The 17,798-nt window shown below is 64.6% G+C and carries 15 protein-coding genes; 5 read left to right on the top strand and 10 right to left on the bottom strand.

Annotation, left to right across the window (positions count from 1 at the left end; translation table 11 throughout):
* Nucleotides 1–27: 27 nt before the first annotated feature.
* The gene (mtnA, locus tag J7573_RS19530; RefSeq protein ID WP_294339087.1) at nucleotides 28–1,104 is read right to left on the bottom strand and encodes an S-methyl-5-thioribose-1-phosphate isomerase; all 1,077 of its coding nucleotides are present in this window, start codon (nucleotides 1,102–1,104) and stop codon (nucleotides 28–30) included.
* 112 nt (nucleotides 1,105–1,216) lie between these two features.
* Between mtnA and ubiG the strand changes: the two genes are divergently transcribed.
* The 3 genes from ubiG to J7573_RS19515 are packed head-to-tail and all read left to right on the top strand — an operon-like array spanning nucleotide 1,217 to nucleotide 3,359.
* Nucleotides 1,217–1,915 carry a bifunctional 2-polyprenyl-6-hydroxyphenol methylase/3-demethylubiquinol 3-O-methyltransferase UbiG gene (ubiG, locus tag J7573_RS19525; protein WP_152954193.1) on the top strand — a complete coding sequence of 233 codons (699 nt, stop codon included), beginning with the start codon at nucleotides 1,217–1,219 and terminating at the stop codon, nucleotides 1,913–1,915.
* 2 nt (nucleotides 1,916–1,917) lie between these two features.
* Nucleotides 1,918–2,589 carry an N-acetylmuramic acid 6-phosphate phosphatase MupP gene (mupP, locus tag J7573_RS19520; protein WP_167058668.1) on the top strand — a complete coding sequence of 224 codons (672 nt, stop codon included), beginning with the start codon at nucleotides 1,918–1,920 and terminating at the stop codon, nucleotides 2,587–2,589.
* A 29-nt stretch (nucleotides 2,590–2,618) separates the two neighbouring features.
* Nucleotides 2,619–3,359, top strand: a complete 741-nt coding sequence (locus J7573_RS19515; protein ID WP_110639597.1) for a YciK family oxidoreductase — start codon at nucleotides 2,619–2,621, stop codon at nucleotides 3,357–3,359.
* Between the two features lie 41 nt (nucleotides 3,360–3,400).
* On the opposite strand, the gene J7573_RS19510 is transcribed toward J7573_RS19515, so the two are convergent.
* From J7573_RS19510 to J7573_RS19480, 7 genes are all read right to left on the bottom strand, one after another.
* The gene (locus J7573_RS19510; RefSeq protein ID WP_294339074.1) at nucleotides 3,401–4,186 is read right to left on the bottom strand and encodes an iron-containing redox enzyme family protein; all 786 of its coding nucleotides are present in this window, start codon (nucleotides 4,184–4,186) and stop codon (nucleotides 3,401–3,403) included.
* Between the two features lie 39 nt (nucleotides 4,187–4,225).
* Entirely contained in the window at nucleotides 4,226–6,682 is a 2,457-nt protein-coding gene (locus J7573_RS19505) for an EAL domain-containing protein (protein ID WP_294339073.1), read from the bottom strand.
* Between the two features lie 128 nt (nucleotides 6,683–6,810).
* Nucleotides 6,811–8,643, bottom strand: a complete 1,833-nt coding sequence (locus J7573_RS19500; protein ID WP_294339071.1) for an ABC transporter ATP-binding protein — start codon at nucleotides 8,641–8,643, stop codon at nucleotides 6,811–6,813.
* On the bottom strand, nucleotides 8,636–9,268 hold the full coding sequence (locus tag J7573_RS19495; RefSeq protein ID WP_159409282.1) for a DsbA family protein: 633 nt from the start codon (nucleotides 9,266–9,268) through the stop codon (nucleotides 8,636–8,638). The genes J7573_RS19500 and J7573_RS19495 overlap by 8 nt, the downstream gene beginning before the upstream one ends.
* A 3-nt stretch (nucleotides 9,269–9,271) precedes the next feature.
* Nucleotides 9,272–10,204 carry a rhodanese-related sulfurtransferase gene (locus J7573_RS19490; RefSeq protein ID WP_294339066.1) on the bottom strand — a complete coding sequence of 311 codons (933 nt, stop codon included), beginning with the start codon at nucleotides 10,202–10,204 and terminating at the stop codon, nucleotides 9,272–9,274.
* Between the two features lie 219 nt (nucleotides 10,205–10,423).
* Complete coding sequence (locus tag J7573_RS19485; RefSeq protein ID WP_294339064.1) at nucleotides 10,424–10,720, bottom strand: BolA family protein; 297 nt, start codon at nucleotides 10,718–10,720, stop codon at nucleotides 10,424–10,426.
* 10 nt (nucleotides 10,721–10,730) lie between these two features.
* Nucleotides 10,731–11,255: a DUF2059 domain-containing protein gene (locus tag J7573_RS19480; protein WP_294339063.1), complete on the bottom strand. Its 525-nt coding sequence runs from the start codon at nucleotides 11,253–11,255 to the stop codon at nucleotides 10,731–10,733.
* A 154-nt stretch (nucleotides 11,256–11,409) separates the two neighbouring features.
* On the opposite strand from J7573_RS19480, the gene J7573_RS19475 reads away from it, so the two are divergent.
* Nucleotides 11,410–12,804 carry a class II fumarate hydratase gene (locus J7573_RS19475; RefSeq protein WP_294339060.1) on the top strand — a complete coding sequence of 465 codons (1,395 nt, stop codon included), beginning with the start codon at nucleotides 11,410–11,412 and terminating at the stop codon, nucleotides 12,802–12,804.
* A gap of 126 nt (nucleotides 12,805–12,930) precedes the next feature.
* On the opposite strand, the gene J7573_RS19470 is transcribed toward J7573_RS19475, so the two are convergent.
* On the bottom strand, nucleotides 12,931–13,884 hold the full coding sequence (locus tag J7573_RS19470; protein ID WP_294339058.1) for a DMT family transporter: 954 nt from the start codon (nucleotides 13,882–13,884) through the stop codon (nucleotides 12,931–12,933).
* Between the two features lie 117 nt (nucleotides 13,885–14,001).
* Nucleotides 14,002–15,495 carry a polyphosphate:AMP phosphotransferase gene (pap, locus tag J7573_RS19465; protein ID WP_294339056.1) on the bottom strand — a complete coding sequence of 498 codons (1,494 nt, stop codon included), beginning with the start codon at nucleotides 15,493–15,495 and terminating at the stop codon, nucleotides 14,002–14,004.
* A gap of 106 nt (nucleotides 15,496–15,601) precedes the next feature.
* Between pap and mnmC the strand changes: the two genes are divergently transcribed.
* The gene (gene mnmC / locus J7573_RS19460; protein WP_294339053.1) at nucleotides 15,602–17,569 is read left to right on the top strand and encodes a bifunctional tRNA (5-methylaminomethyl-2-thiouridine)(34)-methyltransferase MnmD/FAD-dependent 5-carboxymethylaminomethyl-2-thiouridine(34) oxidoreductase MnmC; all 1,968 of its coding nucleotides are present in this window, start codon (nucleotides 15,602–15,604) and stop codon (nucleotides 17,567–17,569) included.
* The last annotated feature ends 229 nt before the right edge of the window (nucleotides 17,570–17,798 follow it).

Genomic DNA, 17,798 nt, shown 5'->3' with positions numbered 1-17,798 from the left:
ACAAGGCCGCTCCCACAGGGTGCGCGCTCAGTGCAAGCGCTTGCGGCACATCAGCTGGGCCAGCTTGGCAGTATCCGGCCGCTCGACGATGCCGCGCTCGGTGACGATCACGTCAATCAGGTCGGCCGGGGTCACGTCGAACACCGGATTGAAAGCCTCGACCTGCGGCGCCACACGGGTTCCGGCGTAGTCCAGCAGCTCATCGGCCTCACGCTCCTCCAGCGGAATGTCCTCACCGGTAGCCAGGTTGAGGTCGATGCTGGTGCTCGGCGCCACCACCATGAAGCGCACACCATGGTGCATGGCACTGACGGCCAGCTGGTAGGTGCCGATCTTGCTCGCCACGTCACCATTGGCGGCGATGCAGTCGGCGCCGACCACCACCCAGGTGATCCCTTTGGTCTTCATCAGGTGGGCCAGCGCCGAGTCGGCGCAGAGGGTCACCGGGATGCCCTCGTTGGCCAGCTCCCAGGCCGTCAGGCGCGACCCCTGCAGCCAGGGGCGGGTCTCACCGGCATACACCCGCTCGACCATCCCTTCCAGATAACCGGCGCGAATCACCCCCAGGGCCGTGCCGATACCGCCACTGGCCAGGGCGCCAGCGTTGCCGTAGGTGAGCAGGGTCTGCTCGTTGCCCTGATGGCGACGGATCAGCTCGATGCCGTGCTGGGCCATGGTCAGGTTGGCTTCGCGGTCACTTTCATGGATGGCAATCGCTTCGGCTTCCAGCGCAGCCAGCACGTCTTCTTCGCCACGCACACGCAGCAGGCGCTCGCGCATGCGGTTCAGCGCCCAGAACAGGTTGGCGGCAGTGGGCCGAGCTTCGGCCAGGCTGAGGAAGTCCTCTTCAAGTTCCATCTCCCAGTCGCCGCCCTGGGCCAGGCGCTCTTCCAGGGCCAGGACCAGCCCATAGGCTGCAGCGATGCCTATGGCAGCGGCGCCACGCACGGCCATGTCGCGAATTGCCGCCACCACCTGCGCGACATTGTCGCAGGTCAGCCAGCGTTCTTCCGACGGCAGCAGGCGCTGGTCGAGCAGGTGCAGGGCGCCGCCTTGCCAGCGCATCCCGGTCACCTTCTCCGCCGCCAAAAGTCGCTCGCGCATCGCCTCTCCCCGTCGTTCGGATATCAAAAGCCGGCGATTATAGCGACCCTCGGCCGCAGACGCTCGGGTATACTGCGCCCCATTTGAAGTGCAAGTTCCAGAGGATTGTTCAATGAGCAACGTCGACCACGCCGAAATCGCCAAGTTCGAAGCCTTGGCCCACCGCTGGTGGGACCGTGAAAGCGAGTTCAAGCCGCTGCACGACATCAACCCGCTGCGCGTCAACTGGATCGACGAGCGCGTCGGCCTGGCAGGCAAGAAGGTGCTGGACGTCGGCTGTGGCGGTGGCATCCTCAGCGAGGCCATGGCCTTGCGCGGCGCCACCGTCACCGGCATCGACATGGGCGAGGCGCCACTGGCCGTAGCCCAACTGCACCAGCTGGAGTCGGGCGTCGAGGTCGAATACCGGCAGATCACCGCCGAAGCCCTGGCCGAAGAGATGCCCGAGCAGTTCGACGTGGTCACTTGCCTGGAGATGCTCGAGCACGTGCCCGACCCGTCCTCGGTGATCCGCGCCTGCTACCGCATGGTCAAGCCTGGCGGCCAGGTGTTCTTCTCGACCATCAACCGCAACCCCAAGGCCTACCTGCTGGCCATCGTCGGCGCTGAATACATCCTGAAGATGCTGCCGCGCGGCACCCACGACTTCAAGAAGTTCATCCGCCCGTCCGAGCTCGGCGCCTGGAGCCGTGTCGCCGGCCTCGCCGTCAAGGACATCATCGGCCTGACCTACAACCCGCTGACCAAGCACTACAAGCTGAGCAGCGACGTTGACGTCAACTACATGATCCAGACCCTGCGCGAGGAATGAGCATGCGTTTGCGAGCAGTACTCTTCGACATGGACGGCACCCTGCTCGACACGGCGCCGGACTTCATCGCCATCTGCCAGGCCATGCTCGCCGAGCGCGGCCTGCCGGCCGTCGATGACCAGCTGATCCGCGACGTGATTTCCGGCGGTGCCCGCGCCATGGTCGCGGCAACCTTCGCCATGGACCCCGAAGCCGAAGGCTTCGAGGCCCTGCGCCTGGAATTCCTCGAGCGCTACCAGCGTGACTGCGCCGTGCACAGCAAGCTGTTCGACGGCATGGGCGAGCTGCTGGCCGACATCGAAAAGGGCAACCTGCTGTGGGGCGTGGTGACCAACAAACCGGTGCGCTTCGCCGAACCGATCATGCAGCAGCTGGGCCTGGCCGAGCGTTCGGCACTGCTGATCTGCCCGGACCACGTGAAGAACAGCAAGCCCGACCCTGAGCCGCTGATTCTCGCCTGCAAGACCCTGGACCTGGACCCGGCCAGCGTGCTGTTCGTCGGCGACGACCTGCGCGACATCGAGTCCGGCCGCGACGCCGGCACTCGTACGGCCGCAGTGCGCTACGGCTATATTCATCCAGAGGACAACCCGAACAACTGGGGCGCCGATGTGGTGGTGGACCACCCGCTGGAACTGCGCAAGGTGATCGACAGCGCCCTGTGCGGCTGCTGATCCCCCCAGGCTCTACAAGGACACCTGACATGTTCGACTACACCGCCCGCCCCGGCCTGCTCGCCGGCCGCGTCATCCTGGTCACCGGCGCCGGCCGCGGTATCGGCGCCGCTGCTGCCAAGGCCTATGCCGCCCTGGGTGCCACCGTGCTGCTGCTGGGCAAGACCGAAGCCAACCTCAACGAGGTCTATGACCAGATCGAGGCCGCTGGCCACCCGCAACCCGTGGTGATCCCGTTCAACCTGGAAACCGCCCTGCCCCACCAGTACGACGAGCTGGCGGTGATGATCGAGGAGCAGTTTGGCCGCCTCGACGGCCTGCTCAACAATGCCTCGATCATCGGCCCGCGCACGCCGCTGGAGCAGCTGTCGGGCGACAACTTCATGCGCGTGATGCACATCAACGTCGATGCCACCTTCATGCTCACCAGCACCCTGCTGCCGCTGCTCAAGCTGTCGGAAGACGCCTCGGTGGTGTTCACCTCCAGCAGCGTCGGGCGCAAGGGCCGGGCCTACTGGGGGGCCTACGGGGTGTCGAAGTTCGCCACCGAAGGGCTGATGCAGACCCTGGCCGACGAGCTGGAAGGCGTGGCGCCAGTGCGCTCCAACAGCATCAACCCGGGCGCCACGCGCACGGCGATGCGGGCCCAGGCGTACCCGAGCGAGAACCCGCAGAACAACCCGCTGCCGGAAGAGATCATGCCGGTCTATCTGTACCTGATGGGGCCGGACAGCAAGGACGTGAATGGGCAGGCGCTCAACGCCCAGTAAGGCTTGAGATTGCGGGGGCTGCTTCGCAGCCCCAATGGCCCTCAGCCAGCAGCCAAGGCCGGGCGCAGGCGCCCTTGCTGGCGCCCTTCCAGCTGCATGCACCGCTCCAGGAACAGGTACATGCAGTCATAGCTCTTGCAGACCGCCTTGCGCAGCTCGTTGCGCAGCCCCAGTGTCGGGTTCTCGCCCGCCAGCGTGCAGATGATCTCCAGCGCCTCCCACGGGTGCGCATCATCGTACTGGGCATGCATCTTCAGCCACTTCATCGCCCGCTTGCGTACATCCTCCGGGAAGCCCATGGCATAGGTATCCTCGGCGCACACCACCGCTGACCACTCGCCGGTCGCCCCCTCGATCGCATAGTTGGTCGCCGCCATGGCAATCGCCAGCGACTCGGTGGTGCAGACACGCCAGCACCAGTCGTTCAGCCCGTTCAGCTCTGGCGGCACATCCTGCGACTGCAGGTCGTGCAGGTGAACGCCATGGGCATGGCACCAGTTAACCCAGTAGTCGGCATGGTTGAGCTCGACGCGGATGTTGCGCATCAGCCAGCGCCGCGCCATGTCCTCGCCAGGATGGCGGGCATAACGGGTCTTGGTCAGGTTATGGGCCATGTACAGGGAAAATTGCTCGACCACCGGCCAGCCACCGATCAGGTACTGGCGAATGGTCGACTGGCGCAGCTCACCATCACGCAGGCGCTGGTAGAACTCGTGTTCGACCACCCGGCGCTTGCTTTCACGGCAATCCTCGATCAGTTGCTGAGCCCACTGGGGGTAACTGGCCGGGTCCATCAAGGGCCCGATACGTACGAATGCATCAATCACTTTCAGCTCCTTGATCCTTGTGATTTTGCGGACGTGTTTTCAGCGAAAAGTACCTGGCGCCCGATGCAGCAAGGGCCGCGCAGCAATCCGTTGGCGCTGCAGACTGTCACAGGTGAACACCTGTGGCCGTTCAATCAGATAGCCCTGGGCGTAATCCACGCCGATCTCCTGCAAGGCCTGCTCGATCAACGGTGTTTCGACGAACTCGGCGATGGTCCGCTTGCCCATGACGTGGCCGATGTGATTGATCACCTCGACCATGGCACGATTGACCGGGTCGTCGAGCATATCTTTGACAAAACTTCCGTCGATCTTCAAGAAGTCGACGGGTAAATGTTTTAAATAGGCGAATGACGACATCCCGGCACAGAAGTCGTCCAGGGAGAACTTGCAACCCAGCCCCTTCAATTCATTGATGAAGCGGATCGCGCTGCCGAGGTTGGCAATGGCACTGGTCTCGGTGATCTCGAAGCAGATCATGCGCGGCGGAATGGCGTATTCGACGAACAACCGTTGCAGGTACTCGAGGAACTTGTCATCGCCGATGCTGGTGCCCGAAAGGTTGATCGCGCACATCGCCAGCGGCCCGTCCCGCCCTTCATCCAGGCATTGGCGGATGACCTCGAACACGCTGCGCACCACCCAGCGGTCCAGTGCCGTCATCAGGCCATAGCGCTCGGCGGCCGGGATGAAGCTGTCCGGGAGGATGGTGCGACCGCTTTCGTCGTGCAGGCGCAGCAGGATCTCGATATGGCCTGGGCCGTCGATGGCCTTCAGCGCGGCGATTTCCTGGCAATAGAGGCAGAAGCGGTTCTCCTCCAGGGCCACATGCAGGCGCTGGATCCAGGCCATTTCACCAAAGCGCATGGACAGCTCGCTGTCGTCGGCGTGGTACACCTGCACCCGGTTGCGGCCCTTTTCCTTGGCCATGTAGCAGGCCATGTCAGCGGCCCGCAACGAGGCCTCCAGCGTACCCGGCGCCTGTGCCATGTGCACCAGGCCGATACTGACGGTGGTCACGAACGGCCTGCCCTTCCACACAAAGTGCAAGCTCTGCACGGCCTGGCGCAGGCTCTCGCCGATGCGCTCGGCCTGGTCGGCCGGGCAGTTTTCCAGCAGCACACCAAATTCATCGCCCCCCAGGCGCGCGAGGGTATCGCCTTCACGCAGCCCCGACTGCAACACCGCGCAGATATGCCTGAGCAGCTCGTCACCGGCAGCATGGCCGCAGGTGTCGTTGACCAGCTTGAACTGATCGAGGTCGAGGAACATCAACGAATGCCGCCCGGCCTGGCGCACCAGGCCATTGAGCGCCTGCTCCAGGCGATACTCGAATTCGCGGCGGTTGGCCAGGCCGGTCAGGGCATCATGGGTGGCCTGCCAGGACAGGTTGGCAATGTACTGCCGCTCCTGGGTCATGTCGTGCAGCACCAGCACGATACCGGCCAGCTGGTCGTTATTGATGATCGGCGAGCCGACCAGATTGACCGACACCGTACTGCCATCCAGGCGCTGGATCAGCCGGGAGTGCTCGGCGCCGCCCTTGAGGCTGCCGCTGAGCACTTGCTCGACCAGCGAGCAGCCTTCGCCCTGCTCCTCCTCGTCGAGCAGGCTGAACAGCGCCCCCAGAGGCAGGCCCTGCGCCTGGCCGGACTGCCAGTGGGTCAGCTGCTCGGCAGCGGGGTTCATGTAGACGATATTGCCCTCGACATCGGCGGTGATCACCGCGTCGCCAATCGACTCGAGGGTGATCTGCGCCCGTTCCTTCTCCTCCCGCAGGGCACTGGCGAACGCCTGGCGCTGGGCCAGCAGCTTGCTCGAGCGGCGCCAGGCAATGGTAATGAGGAACAGTGCGGTCAGCAGGTTGGTGACCAGCAGCACCCGCAGCAGCATTCGTGAGCCCTCACCCAAGGCATCACTGAAGGCCTTGGCTGCGGGCGTGACACCTTCGTTGATCGCGACGATGCGGCTCTTCCAATCCTTGAGCTGGGCGGCGTCGACCTGGCCTGCGGTGACACTTGCGTGCATTTCGCTGGCCAGCACATCGAGCTTGATCAGGTAGTCATCGCCGATGTTCCAGTAGTCGATCGCCGTCTGCATGTAGCTGACCTGGCGGAAATTGCGGTAGAACCAGATGATCCGGTCGACATCGTCCGGGTGGTTGCCACCTTGCAGCACGGCCTGGCGGGCGCCTTCCAGGTCCGGGCTGGCCTGATCGAGCAGCTCGCGCAGTTCGTGGTCGCCCTGGGGCACGGTAATGGCCTGGCGATAGCGCTGATAGGTACGCTCGTCACGGTCATCGGCATACAGGTTGAGGTAGTAGATGGCGTCTTTCTGCGCCTTGGACCAAAGGCTTTCACCGGCCACGTAGGCACGGACCGCCGACAATGCATAAAGGCTGAGGCTGCCCAGCAATACCTGGAATACGACAACGGCGATGAAGGGCCAGATGATACCTACCAACCTTGGCGCTTCTTGAGTGCGATTTCCCTTCATTTAGTCCCTGTCGCAGAGCAGATAAGACTTTGAATCAACCCAGACAAGCACAGCGTAGGCCATTTGCCATCTGAGCGGAGGGGAATTTTAGGGTAAGGAAACGGCCGATAGGCTTTTGCTGAACATTGTCAGGTCTGCTGCAGATGCCCATACAACTTGGCATACAGCCCACCCTCGGCAATCAGCTGCTGGTGGTCGCCATCCTCGGCCACATGCCCGCCGTCGAATACCAGCACGCGGTCGGCCTGTTTCACCGCCGACAGCCGGTGCGCAATGATCAGCGTGGTCCGGCCACTGAGGAAGCGCGCCAGTGCCTGGTGCAGGTTGTACTCGGTGGCGGCATCCAGCGCCGAAGTGGCCTCATCGAGAATGACCACCTTGGGCTCGGCCAGGACCATGCGGGCAATCGCCAGGCGCTGACGCTGCCCACCGGACAGGCGCACCCCCGAGCGACCGACCACGCTGTCCAGCCCTTGCGGCAAGGCGGCGATGGTGGCGTCCAGCTGGGCGATACGCAGTGCCTGCCAGCAGGCCTCGTCAGTGCATTCGCGCCCCATGGTCAGGTTGGCGCGCACACTGTCGTTGAACAGCGAGGGGTGCTGCAGCACCACCGCGACGTTCTCGCGCAAGGTCTCAAGGCCGATTTCCTGCAGGCTCGCACCGCCAAAGCGGATGGTCCCGGCCTGCGCGCTGTACAGCCCCAGCAGCAACTGCACCAGGGTGCTCTTGCCGCCACCGCTGGCACCGACGATGGCCACCTTCTCACCGGGGGCAATGGAAAGGTTCAACTGGTCCAGCACCGGCTCATCGGCATAGGCGAAGCGCAGGTCGCGCACCTCGATACCGACCGTCTCGCGGCCAGCGAACGGGTCGCTGGCAGCCGGGTACTGCGGCTCGTCGGCCCGCGATAGCAGTTCGTTGAGCCGGCTCAGCGCGCCGCCGGCGGCGTAGTAGGCATATTGCAGGTTGAGCAGCTGCTCCACCGGGCCGATCATGAACCACAGGTAGCTGAACACCGCCAGCATCTGGCCGATCGACAGGTCGGAGAACAGCACGGTCAGCATCGCCGCAGCGCGGAAAATATCGATACCGAACTGGAACAGCAGGCCACTGGCGCGGCCACTGGCATCGCTCTTCCATTGCGATTCCACGGCATAGTCGCGCACTTCACGGGCACGCAGGCCGAGGCGGCCGAGGAAGTAGCCCTGGCGGTTGCCGGCACGGATTTCCTGAATGGCATCCAGGGTTTCCGACAACGCCTGGGTGAAGCGCGAGGTGCTGTCGTTCTCGAGTTTCTTCAGGTGCTTGACGCGCTTGCCCAGCTGCACGGTGAAGTAGATCACCAGTGGGTTGAACAACAGGATCAGCAATGCCAGCTTCCAGTGCATCCAGATCAGGATTGCCGCCGTACCGGTGAGGGTCAGCATGGCCACCAGGAAGCGGCTGAGGGTCTCGCCGACGAACTTGTCGAGGGTGTCCAGGTCGGTGACCAGGTGCGTGGTCACCGTGCCGCTGCCGAGGCTTTCGTACTCCTTGAGCGAGATACGCTTGAGGCGCTCGATCAGGCGAATGCGCAGGCGGTAGACGATGTCCTTGGCCAAGCCGGCGAACAGCTTGGCCTGCACCACGTTGAAAGCCAGTGCCGCCAGGCGCAGGCACAGCGTGGCCGCCAGCATCAGGCCGATGTAGCCGGCCGCCACTTGCCAGTTGCTCGGCAGCAGGTGGTTCATCCACTTCAATGCGGCATCGCCGTGCCCCAGCAGCACTTCGTCGACCAGCAACGGCAGCAGCAGCGGAATCGGCACGCTGCAACAGGCCGCCAGTACGGCTACCAGGTTGGCGGTCCAGAGGTTTTTCTTGTGATGCAGGGCCAGGCGGCGGATTTCCGCCCAGCTCAGGCGATCAGACACAGCAGCGGGCTTCCCTGGCACAGGGTCTGGCGACCCTGGCAGATCAAGCACAGACGGCCTGCTGCAGCCAGCGGCCAAGCAGGGGCTGCAGGCTGTCCAGCGGCTGGTAGCCGTTGGTCAGCAATGCCAGTTGGCCATTGCGCTCGGCCAGCAGGGTCGGGAAGCCGGCGATGCCAAGGTCTTGCACCCAGCTGAAGTCAGCGCTGGTGGCAGCGCGGATGTCGTGGCTGGCGAACTGCTGGGCGAAGCGCTCGCGGTCGAAGCCGGCCTGTTCGGCCAGCTCGACCAGTTGCGGGGCGCGGGTGACATCCACGCCCTGTTCGTAGAACGAGCGCTGGATCAGCGCCAGCAGCGGCCAGACACGCTCGGCGTCCAGCTCGCGGGCAGTGACCAGGGCGCGGCAGGCCGGTTCGGTGTCGTAGACGAAGCCGTCAGGCATGGCGCCTTCGAAACGGAACGGCTGCCCGGTGGCTTCGGCCACCGCCTGCCAGTGTTCGAGGATGTACTTGCGGGTCGAGCCGTCCAGCGCGCTGCCGCCACTGCGCAGGCCACCCGGCACCAGCCGCGTGCTGACGCCCGCCTCGGCGGCCTGTGCGATCAGCGCCGCAGCCACTGGCGCGAACCCCCAGCACCAGGAGCACATCGGGTCCATCACATAGATCAGGCGGGCGGTCATGGCTCAAGCCTCGGCTTTGTAGTTGTAACCAATCGGGTGCGGCTGGTTGCGGGCCTTGGCCAGCTCGATCTGCTTCTGCCGGTCGATGGCGCTGCGCCGGGTCTTCTCGCTCAGGGTGTCCCAGCAGTGCGGGCAGCTCACGCCTGGCGAATAGTGCTCGGACTCGCGGTCCTTGGCATCGACCGGGTGGCGGCAGGCATGGCACTGGTCGTACTCGCCTTCGCTCAGGTCATGGCGCACCGTGACGCGGTTGTCGAAGACGAAGCAGTCGCCGTCCCAGAGGCTTTCATCCTGAGGCACTTCCTCGAAGTATTTCAGGACACCACCCTTAAGATGATAGACCTCCTCGAAGCCTTCACCGAGCATGTAGCTGGAAGCTTTTTCGCAACGGATGCCACCGGTGCAGAACATGGCGACCTTCTTGTGCTTGCTCGGGTCGAAGTTGGCCTTGATGTACTCGGGGAACTCGCGGAAGGTCTCGGTCTTCGGGTCGATGGCGCCCTTGAAGGTACCGATGGCCACTTCGTAGTCGTTGCGGGTGTCGATCAGCAGCACTTCCGGGTCGCTGATCAGGGCGTTCCAGTCCTTGGGCTCGACATAGGTGCCGACGGCCTGGTTCGGGTCGACACCCGGCACGCCGAGGGTGACGATCTCTTTCTTGAGCTTGACCTTGGTGCGGTAGAACGGCTGCTCGTCGCAGTAGGACTCTTTGTGATCGACATCCACCAGGCGCGGGTCGTTGCGCAGCCAGGCGAGCAGGCCGTCGATGCCTTCGCGGGTGGCCGAAACGGTGCCGTTGATGCCTTCGTGGGCCAGCAGCAAGGTGCCTTTGACGCCGTTGTCGAGCATGGCCTTGAGCAGCGGCTCACGCAGTTCGACGTAGTCTTCCAGGGTGACGAACTTGTACAGCGCCGCCACGACGATAGCTTGGGACATGTAACAGACTCTCCAGTGGTTGCCCTCGTAAGGGGCGGACCGGGTTTGACAAAAAACAAGGGGCTGCTGCGCAGCCCATCGCCGGCAAGCCCGGCTCCCACAGGGTCAGCACAACATTCCAGGAATGCGCTGTACCTGTGGGAGCCGGGCTTGCCGGCGATGGGCCGCACAGCGGCCCCCTTGGGATGTTGCGGATTGTACCAGAACGACGGAAAGGATTCAGTGCCCGCCGCCAGCACACACTGGCGAAGCCGGCGCCACGCCCACCTTGGCCCATTCTTCGGACGTGTAGGTGTGGATCGCCAGGGCGTGGATCTCGCCCATCAGCTCACCCATGGTGGCGTAGACCTTCTGGTGGCGCTTGACGCTGTTGAGCCCGGCAAACTGCTCGCTGACGATCACCGCCTTGTAGTGGGTTTCCTGGCCACGGCTGTGCATGTGGCTTTCGTTGAGCACTTCAAGGTGTTGCGGGGCCAGCGCGGCCAGTTGCTGCTCGATGCGTTGCTGCATGCTCATCGGGTGTTACTCACTTCTTGGCCGGGGCGGCGGCCTTGCCTGCGTTAGGGTCCAGCTCCTTGGTCATGTCGTCGAGCAGCTTGTTGACCACCGGCACGGCCGGTTCCAGGCTGTTCTGGGTCAGCTGGGCCGACTGCTGGGTGACCTTGGGCATTTCACGCAGGACTTTCTTGCCCAGCGGCGACTCGTAGAACTTGACCAGGTCCTTGAGCTCCTGCTCGGTGAAGGTCTGGGTGTACAGGTCGACCATCTTCGGCTTCAGCTTGTTCCAGCCGATGGCGTTGTCCAGCGCGGCGTTGGCCTTGGCCTGGTAGCTCTCGAGCACCGGCTGCTTGGAGGCCGGGGCCTTGGTCTGGGCGAAACGCTGGGCGAACATCTGCTGGACCTGCATGTACACCGGGGTGCCCAGCTTGTCGGCATTGGCCAGGGTCAGGAATTTCTCGGCGGCAGCATTGTGGCTGGCGGTGGCAGCGAGTACCTGGCCGCTGGCACAGGCCAGGGCGACGGCAGCACAGAGGACACGGAGACGGGTCATTGCATTTCCTTCAGGAGGGGGAGGCGGTACCTCAGAGTAGAGCATTCTGCTCCCGTCGGGGCGCAGCGCTCAAGTGGCACGACGAGCGAATGAACCGCTCGATCGCATGAGGGCCTAAACTGCTGATTCTGACTGACAAAGGAGTGAACGCAGCATGAGCCGTATCGAGACAGACAGCCTGGGCCCGGTCGAAGTTCCTGAGGACGCCTACTGGGGCGCTCAGACCCAGCGCTCGCTGATCAACTTTGCCATCGGCAAGGAACGCATGCCGCTCGCGGTGCTGCACGCCCTGGCACTCATCAAGAAAGCCGCCGCGCGGGTCAACGACCGCAACGGCGACCTGCCCGCCGACATCGCCCGGCTGATCGAACAGGCCGCCGACGAAGTGCTCGATGGCGAACATGACGACCAGTTCCCGCTGGTGGTGTGGCAGACCGGCAGCGGCACCCAGAGCAACATGAACGTCAACGAGGTGATCGCCGGGCGCGCCAACGAGCTGGCCGGCAAGGGCCGCGGTGGCAAGGCGCCGGTGCACCCCAACGATCACGTCAACCGCTCGCAGAGCTCCAACGACTGCTTCCCCACCGCCATGCACATCGCCGCCGCCCAGGCGGTGCACCATCAGTTGCTGCCGGCGATTGCCGAGCTTTCGGCGGGGCTGGCCGAGCTGTCGGCGCGCCACAGCAAGCTGGTCAAGACTGGCCGCACGCACATGATGGACGCCACGCCGATCACCTTCGGCCAGGAGGTGTCGGCCTTCGTCGCCCAGCTCGACTACGCCCAGCGCGCCATCCGCGCCACCTTGCCGGCGGTGTGCGAGCTGGCCCAGGGCGGTACGGCCGTGGGCACCGGGCTGAACGCCCCGCATGGCTTTGCCGAAGCCGTGGCCGCCGAGCTGGCGGCGCTCTCCGGCCTGCCCTTCATCACCGCCCCCAACAAGTTCGCCGCCCTCGCCGGCCATGAGCCGCTGACCAGCCTGGCCGGTGCACTGAAGACCCTGGCGGTGGCACTGATGAAGATCGCCAACGACCTGCGCCTGCTCGGCTCCGGCCCGCGCGCGGGGCTGGCTGAAGTCCGCCTGCCGGCCAACGAGCCGGGCAGCTCGATCATGCCGGGCAAGGTCAACCCGACCCAATGCGAGGCCCTGTCGATGCTGGCCTGCCAGGTACTGGGCAATGACGCGGCGATCGGCTTTGCCGCCAGCCAGGGGCACCTGCAACTGAACGTGTTCAAGCCGGTGATCATCCACAACCTGCTGCAGTCGATCGAGCTGCTGGCCGATGGCTGCCGCAACTTCCAGCAGCATTGTGTGGCCGGGATCGAGCCGGATGCGGAGCAGATGGCGGCGCACCTGGAGCGCGGGCTGATGCTGGTGACGGCGTTGAACCCGCACATCGGGTATGACAAGGCGGCGGAGATTGCCAAGAAGGCCTACAGCGAGGGCAAGACCTTGCGCGAAGCGGCGCTGGAGTTGAAGTACCTGACCAATGAACAGTTCGACCAGTGGGTGAGGCCGGAGAACATGCTGGCCCCCGGCGGCAAGGGCTGACTCTGCCAACAGGCTTTACGCGATCCCTGTGGGAGCGGGCTCGCCCGCGAACACGGGCGAAGCCCGTGCCATCCACCGCGGTGTATTCTTCGCGGGCACGCCCGCTCCCACAAAGAGCGCGCAATCCTATGCCAGGCGTGCCCTTCTGGCCTTCCAGCCGGCCACCAGCGAAGGCCCCAGGGCGACCAGAGTCGACCCCGCCACCACCGTCACCGCCCCTAAATAGCCCAGGGTATTGATATCCTCGGCCTGCACATACTCCGGCCACACCACGGCCGCCAACGCCACCGCGACAAAGGTCACCAGCGGCGTCAGCGCCAGCGTGGCACTCACCCGCGACGCCTCCCAATGCGCCAGCGCCTCGGCGAACGCGCCATACGCCACCAGGGTGTTCAGGCAGCAGGCCAGCAGCAGCCAACCCTGCACCGGCGTCAATTGCAGCGCCTCCAGCGGATGCACCCAGGGCGTCAGCAGCGCCGCGCAGCTCAGGTAGATGACCATCATCACCTGCTGCGAATGCCACACCGTCAGCAGTTGCTTCTGGCTCAAGGCATAGAACACCCAGATGCTGGTGGCCAGCAGAACGGTCAGGACCCCCGTGGTGTAGGTGCCCAGCGAAGTCAGCAGCTCTTCCAGGCGTTGGTTGAAGAACAGGCCAAAACCGCCCAGCAGCACCAGCAGGCCAATGCCCTGCCCCAGGCTGAAGCGCTCCTTGAACACGAACACGCTGGCCACCAGCAACAGCACCGGGCCAATCTGCACCACCAGCTGGGCGGTGCCGGGGCTCAGCAGGTTCAGGCCGATCAGGTACAACACGTAGTTGCCCATCAGGCCGAACACCGCCACCACCACCAGGGCCCTGCCCTTGGGCGCCAGCTTGCGCAGCGAAGGCAGGCGCCGCTGGGCCGCCAGCCAGGCGAACAGCAGGCCGCCGGAGACCAGCAGGCGGTACCAGGTGACGGTCATCGGGTCGACCACCTGCAGCACCTGCTTGAGTTTGATCGGCAGGATGCCCCAGAGCAGCGCGGTCAGCAGTGCCAGGAACAGGCCGTAGCCCCAACGGCCGGAAGTTGTGTGCATACAGTCCTCGAATTAGCCCTTGGTGGGGGTAACCGAATTCTAAGGGCTTGGCGCACCGCGCCGGAGGAAAATGCCGGGAAATAAATTCATCGGGTCATTCCCTCGCGGCATGCCTGGCTATTTCTTGTCCTTGGCGAAGGCCGCTTCCAGGGCTTGGTTGATCGTGCGCAGCACCTTCACCCGTGCCCAGCGCTTGTCGTTGGCTTCGACCAGCGTCCAGGGTGCGATCTCGCTGCTGGTACGGTCGACCATGTCGCCCACGGCCTGGGTGTAGTCGTCCCACTTTTCGCGGTTGCGCCAGTCGTCTTCGGTGATCTTGTAGCGTTTGAACGGGATCTGCTCGCGCTCTTCAAAACGCTCCAGCTGGGTCTGCTGGTCGATCGCCAGCCAGAACTTGACCACCACCACGCCGGCATTCACCAGTTGCTCTTCAAAATCGTTGATTTCGCTGTAGGCGCGCATCCAGTCGGCCGGGCTGCAAAAGCCCTCCACCCGCTCCACCAGCACCCGGCCATACCAGGAACGGTCGAAGATGGTGAATTTGCCGCGCGCCGGGATGTGCCGCCAGAACCGCCACAGGTAAGGCTGTGCACGCTCTTCTTCAGTGGGCGCGGCAATCGGCACGATGCGGTACTGGCGCGGGTCCAGCGCTGCCGCCACACGGCGGATGGCACCGCCCTTGCCCGCGGCGTCATTGCCCTCGAACACCGCCACCAGGGCATGCCGGCGCATGCGCTTGTCACGCAGCAGGCCGGCCAGGCGGGCCTGCTCGGTGACCAGCTGCTCCTGATAGTCGCCCTTGTCCAGGCGCAAGGTCATGTCCAGGGCGCCAAGCAGGCTGCGCTTGTCGATGCTCTGGCCCAGCGGGGCGACGTTGCCCTGGTGCTTGCCCTTGGGGTTGTTGGCCAGCGCCGCCTGCAGGCTCTCCAGCAGGATGCGCCCCACCGCCAGGCTGCGGTAGTTCGGGTCGACCCCTTCGACGATATGCCACGGCGCATAATCGCGGCTGGTGCGGCGTAGCACGCGCTCGCCGAAGCGCACGAAACGGTCGTAGGTTTCCGATTGCTGCCAGTCCAGCGGGCTGATCTTCCAGCTGTGCAGCGGGTCGTCCTTGAGCGACTTCAGGCGTGCCTTCATCTGCTTCTTGGACAGGTGGAACCAGAACTTGATGATCAGTGCGCCTTCGTCGCAGAGCATCTGCTCGAGCCGTTCGGCACCGGTGATCGCCTGGTCGAGCACAGCGTCCTTGAACACGCCGTGCACCCGGCCCTGGAGCATCTGGCTGTACCAGTTGCCGAAGAACACGCCCATCCGCCCTTTGGGCGGCAGCGCCCGCCAGTAGCGCCAGGCCGGTGGCCGGGCCAGTTCCTCGTCGGTCTGCTGGTCGAAGGTGAGCACGTCGATCATGCGCGGGTCCATCCACTCGTTGAGCAGCTTGACCGTTTCGCCCTTGCCGGCGCCTTCGACGCCATTGATCAGCACGATCACCGGGAAACGCGCCTGCTGCTTGAGTTCGTACTGGGCCTCCAGCAGCGCCTCGCGCAGGGCGGGGACTTCTGCGTCGTAGGTTTCCTTGTCGATGCTGTGACCGATTTCCGCGGATTCGAACATGCACTGGCTCCTTCATTGGATAAGCAAGACTAGCGGATTTGCATAGTGCCTGTGCAAACCGGGCAGATGACATAAAATCCGCACATCCGCTGCAACCGAGCCAACCATGTCCACCCTCCTCCAGCATGCCCAGATCGACTGGGACGACCAGGGCCGCCCCCACTCGCGGCAATACGACGACGTCTACTTCTCCAAGAATGAAGGCACCGACGAAACCCGCTATGTGTTCCTCGAGCAGACCCGCCTGGCGCAGCGCTTCGCCGACCTGGCGCCACATGGCTGCCTGGTGATCGGCGAGACCGGCTTCGGCACCGGCATGAACTTCTTCTGCGCCTGGCAGCTGTTCGCCGAACAGGCCCATGGCGATGCGCGCCTGCACTTCATCAGTGTCGAGAAGTACCCGCTCGGCCATGACGACATGGCCCGCGCCGTGCGCCTGTGGCCCGAGATGGCGGCCTATACCGAACCGTTCCTGGCGCAGTACGTGGCGGTACACCCGGGCTTCCAGCAGTTCAGCTTCGACAATGGCCGGGTCACCCTGACCCTGCTGATCGGTGACGTGCTGGAGCAACTGCCACAGCTCGACGCGCGGATCGACGTGTGGTTCCTCGACGGCTTCGCGCCGGCGAAGAACCCCGACATGTGGACCCCCGAGCTGTTCGCGCAACTGGCAAGGCTGGCGCATGCCGGTACCGCTTTGGGCACCTTCACCACTACCGGCTGGGTTCGCCGCGGGTTGATCGATGCCGGCTTCACCATGAAGAAGATCCCAGGCATCGGCAAGAAGTGGGAAGTGATGAGTGGCGAATACACCGGGCATTCGTCAGCGGCCATCGCCGCGCCCTGGTACGCCCGCCCTGCCCCCGTGGCGGGCCCGCGCCAGGCACTGGTGATCGGCGCCGGCCTTGCGGGCAGCGCCAGTGCCGCCAGCCTGGCCGCACGCGGCTGGCAGGTGACGGTACTGGAGCGGCACGCGGCCCCCGCGCAGGAGGCTTCGGGCAATCCGCAGGGCGTGCTGTACCTGAAGTTGTCCGCCCATGGCACCGCCCTGTCGCAGATGATCCTGTCCGGCTTCGGCTTCACCCGGCGCCAGCTCGAACGGTTGCAGCGTGGCCGTGATTGGGACGCTTGCGGCGTGCTGCAGCTGGCCTTCGACAGCAAGGAAGGCGAACGCCAGGCCAAGCTGGCCGAGGCCTTCGACGGAAGCCTGCTGCGTGCACTGACGCAGGCCGAAGCCGAGGCAATTGCCGGGGTGGCGCTGCCGGCGGGCGGTCTTTACTACCCGGAAGGTGGCTGGGTGCACCCTCCCGCCCTGTGCCAGGCACAGCTGCAGCACCCAGGCATACGCGTTCAGTTGCATCAGAACGTGGTCGAACTGCGTAAGGCCGACGGCCGGTGGCAGGCCTGGGATGGCGAGTGTTTGCTGGCCAGTGCGCCGCTGGTGGTGCTGGCCGGGGCTGCCGATGTGCACCGCTTCGAGCCCTGTGCACAGCTACCGCTCAAGCGCATTCGCGGGCAGATCACCCGCCTGACGGCCACCGACGCCAGCCGAGCATTGCGCACCGTGGTCTGTGCCGATGGCTACGTCGCACCGCCTCGGGAGGGAGAGCACACCTTGGGCGCCAGTTTCGATTTCCACAACGACGACCTGACGCCGACGGTCGCCGAGCATCAGGGCAACCTGGCATTGCTGGACGAGATTTCCACCGACCTGGCCTCGCGCCTGGGTGCACAGGCACTCGACGCCGAGCAGTTGCAGGGCCGCGCAGCGTTTCGTTGTACCAGCCCCGACTACCTGCCGATTGTCGGGCCGGTAGCCGACCCGGCGTTGTTTGCCGAGGCTTATGCCGTGCTCGGCAAGGATGCGCGGCAGGTGCCGGAGGTGGCGTGCCCGTGGCTGGACGGGCTGTATGTGAACAGTGGGCATGGCTCGCGGGGACTGATCACAGCGCCGTTGAGTGGCGAGCTGATTGCCGCCTGGGCCAGTGGTGAACCGTTGCCGTTGCCACGGGCGGTGGCCGAGGCCTGCCACCCGAACCGTTTCATGCTGCGCAAGCTGATTCGCGGGAAGTGACAGATTGGGCTGCTGCGCAGCCCTTCGCGGGACAAGCCCGCTCCCACAGGTGCGGCGCTAGCATCAGAACCTGCGCTGTACTTGTGGGAGCGGGCTGTCCTGCGAAGGGGCCAGCACAGACAGATACCGATCGTTATAACAGATTGATCTAAAACTCCCACAAACCACACAGGTCAGTTCCTTACAGGGTGCCCTAATCCGGGGCACTCATTCCCCAACGGAAAAACCG

Source organism: Pseudomonas sp. (assembly GCF_017744435.1).
Classification (GTDB): Bacteria; Pseudomonadota; Gammaproteobacteria; order Pseudomonadales; family Pseudomonadaceae; genus Aquipseudomonas.
The sequence above is the reverse complement of the archived record's forward strand: the minus strand, read 5'-3'. Positions and strand labels throughout refer to the sequence as shown.

Excerpts from the sequence above, each read along its gene's own strand:
- mtnA (WP_294339087.1), bottom strand. The coding sequence starts at position 1,104 with ATGCGCGAGCGACTTTTGGCGGCGGAGAAGGTGACCGGGATGCGCTGG.
- ubiG (WP_152954193.1), top strand. The coding sequence starts at position 1,217 with ATGAGCAACGTCGACCACGCCGAAATCGCCAAGTTCGAAGCCTTGGCC.
- mupP (WP_167058668.1), top strand. The coding sequence starts at position 1,918 with ATGCGTTTGCGAGCAGTACTCTTCGACATGGACGGCACCCTGCTCGAC.
- J7573_RS19515 (WP_110639597.1), top strand. The coding sequence starts at position 2,619 with ATGTTCGACTACACCGCCCGCCCCGGCCTGCTCGCCGGCCGCGTCATC.
- J7573_RS19505 (WP_294339073.1), bottom strand. The coding sequence starts at position 6,682 with ATGAAGGGAAATCGCACTCAAGAAGCGCCAAGGTTGGTAGGTATCATC.
- J7573_RS19495 (WP_159409282.1), bottom strand. The coding sequence starts at position 9,268 with ATGACCGCCCGCCTGATCTATGTGATGGACCCGATGTGCTCCTGGTGC.
- J7573_RS19490 (WP_294339066.1), bottom strand. The coding sequence starts at position 10,204 with ATGTCCCAAGCTATCGTCGTGGCGGCGCTGTACAAGTTCGTCACCCTG.
- J7573_RS19485 (WP_294339064.1), bottom strand. The coding sequence starts at position 10,720 with ATGAGCATGCAGCAACGCATCGAGCAGCAACTGGCCGCGCTGGCCCCG.
- J7573_RS19480 (WP_294339063.1), bottom strand. The coding sequence starts at position 11,255 with ATGACCCGTCTCCGTGTCCTCTGTGCTGCCGTCGCCCTGGCCTGTGCC.
- J7573_RS19475 (WP_294339060.1), top strand. The coding sequence starts at position 11,410 with ATGAGCCGTATCGAGACAGACAGCCTGGGCCCGGTCGAAGTTCCTGAG.
- J7573_RS19470 (WP_294339058.1), bottom strand. The coding sequence starts at position 13,884 with ATGCACACAACTTCCGGCCGTTGGGGCTACGGCCTGTTCCTGGCACTG.
- pap (WP_294339056.1), bottom strand. The coding sequence starts at position 15,495 with ATGTTCGAATCCGCGGAAATCGGTCACAGCATCGACAAGGAAACCTAC.
- mnmC (WP_294339053.1), top strand. The coding sequence starts at position 15,602 with ATGTCCACCCTCCTCCAGCATGCCCAGATCGACTGGGACGACCAGGGC.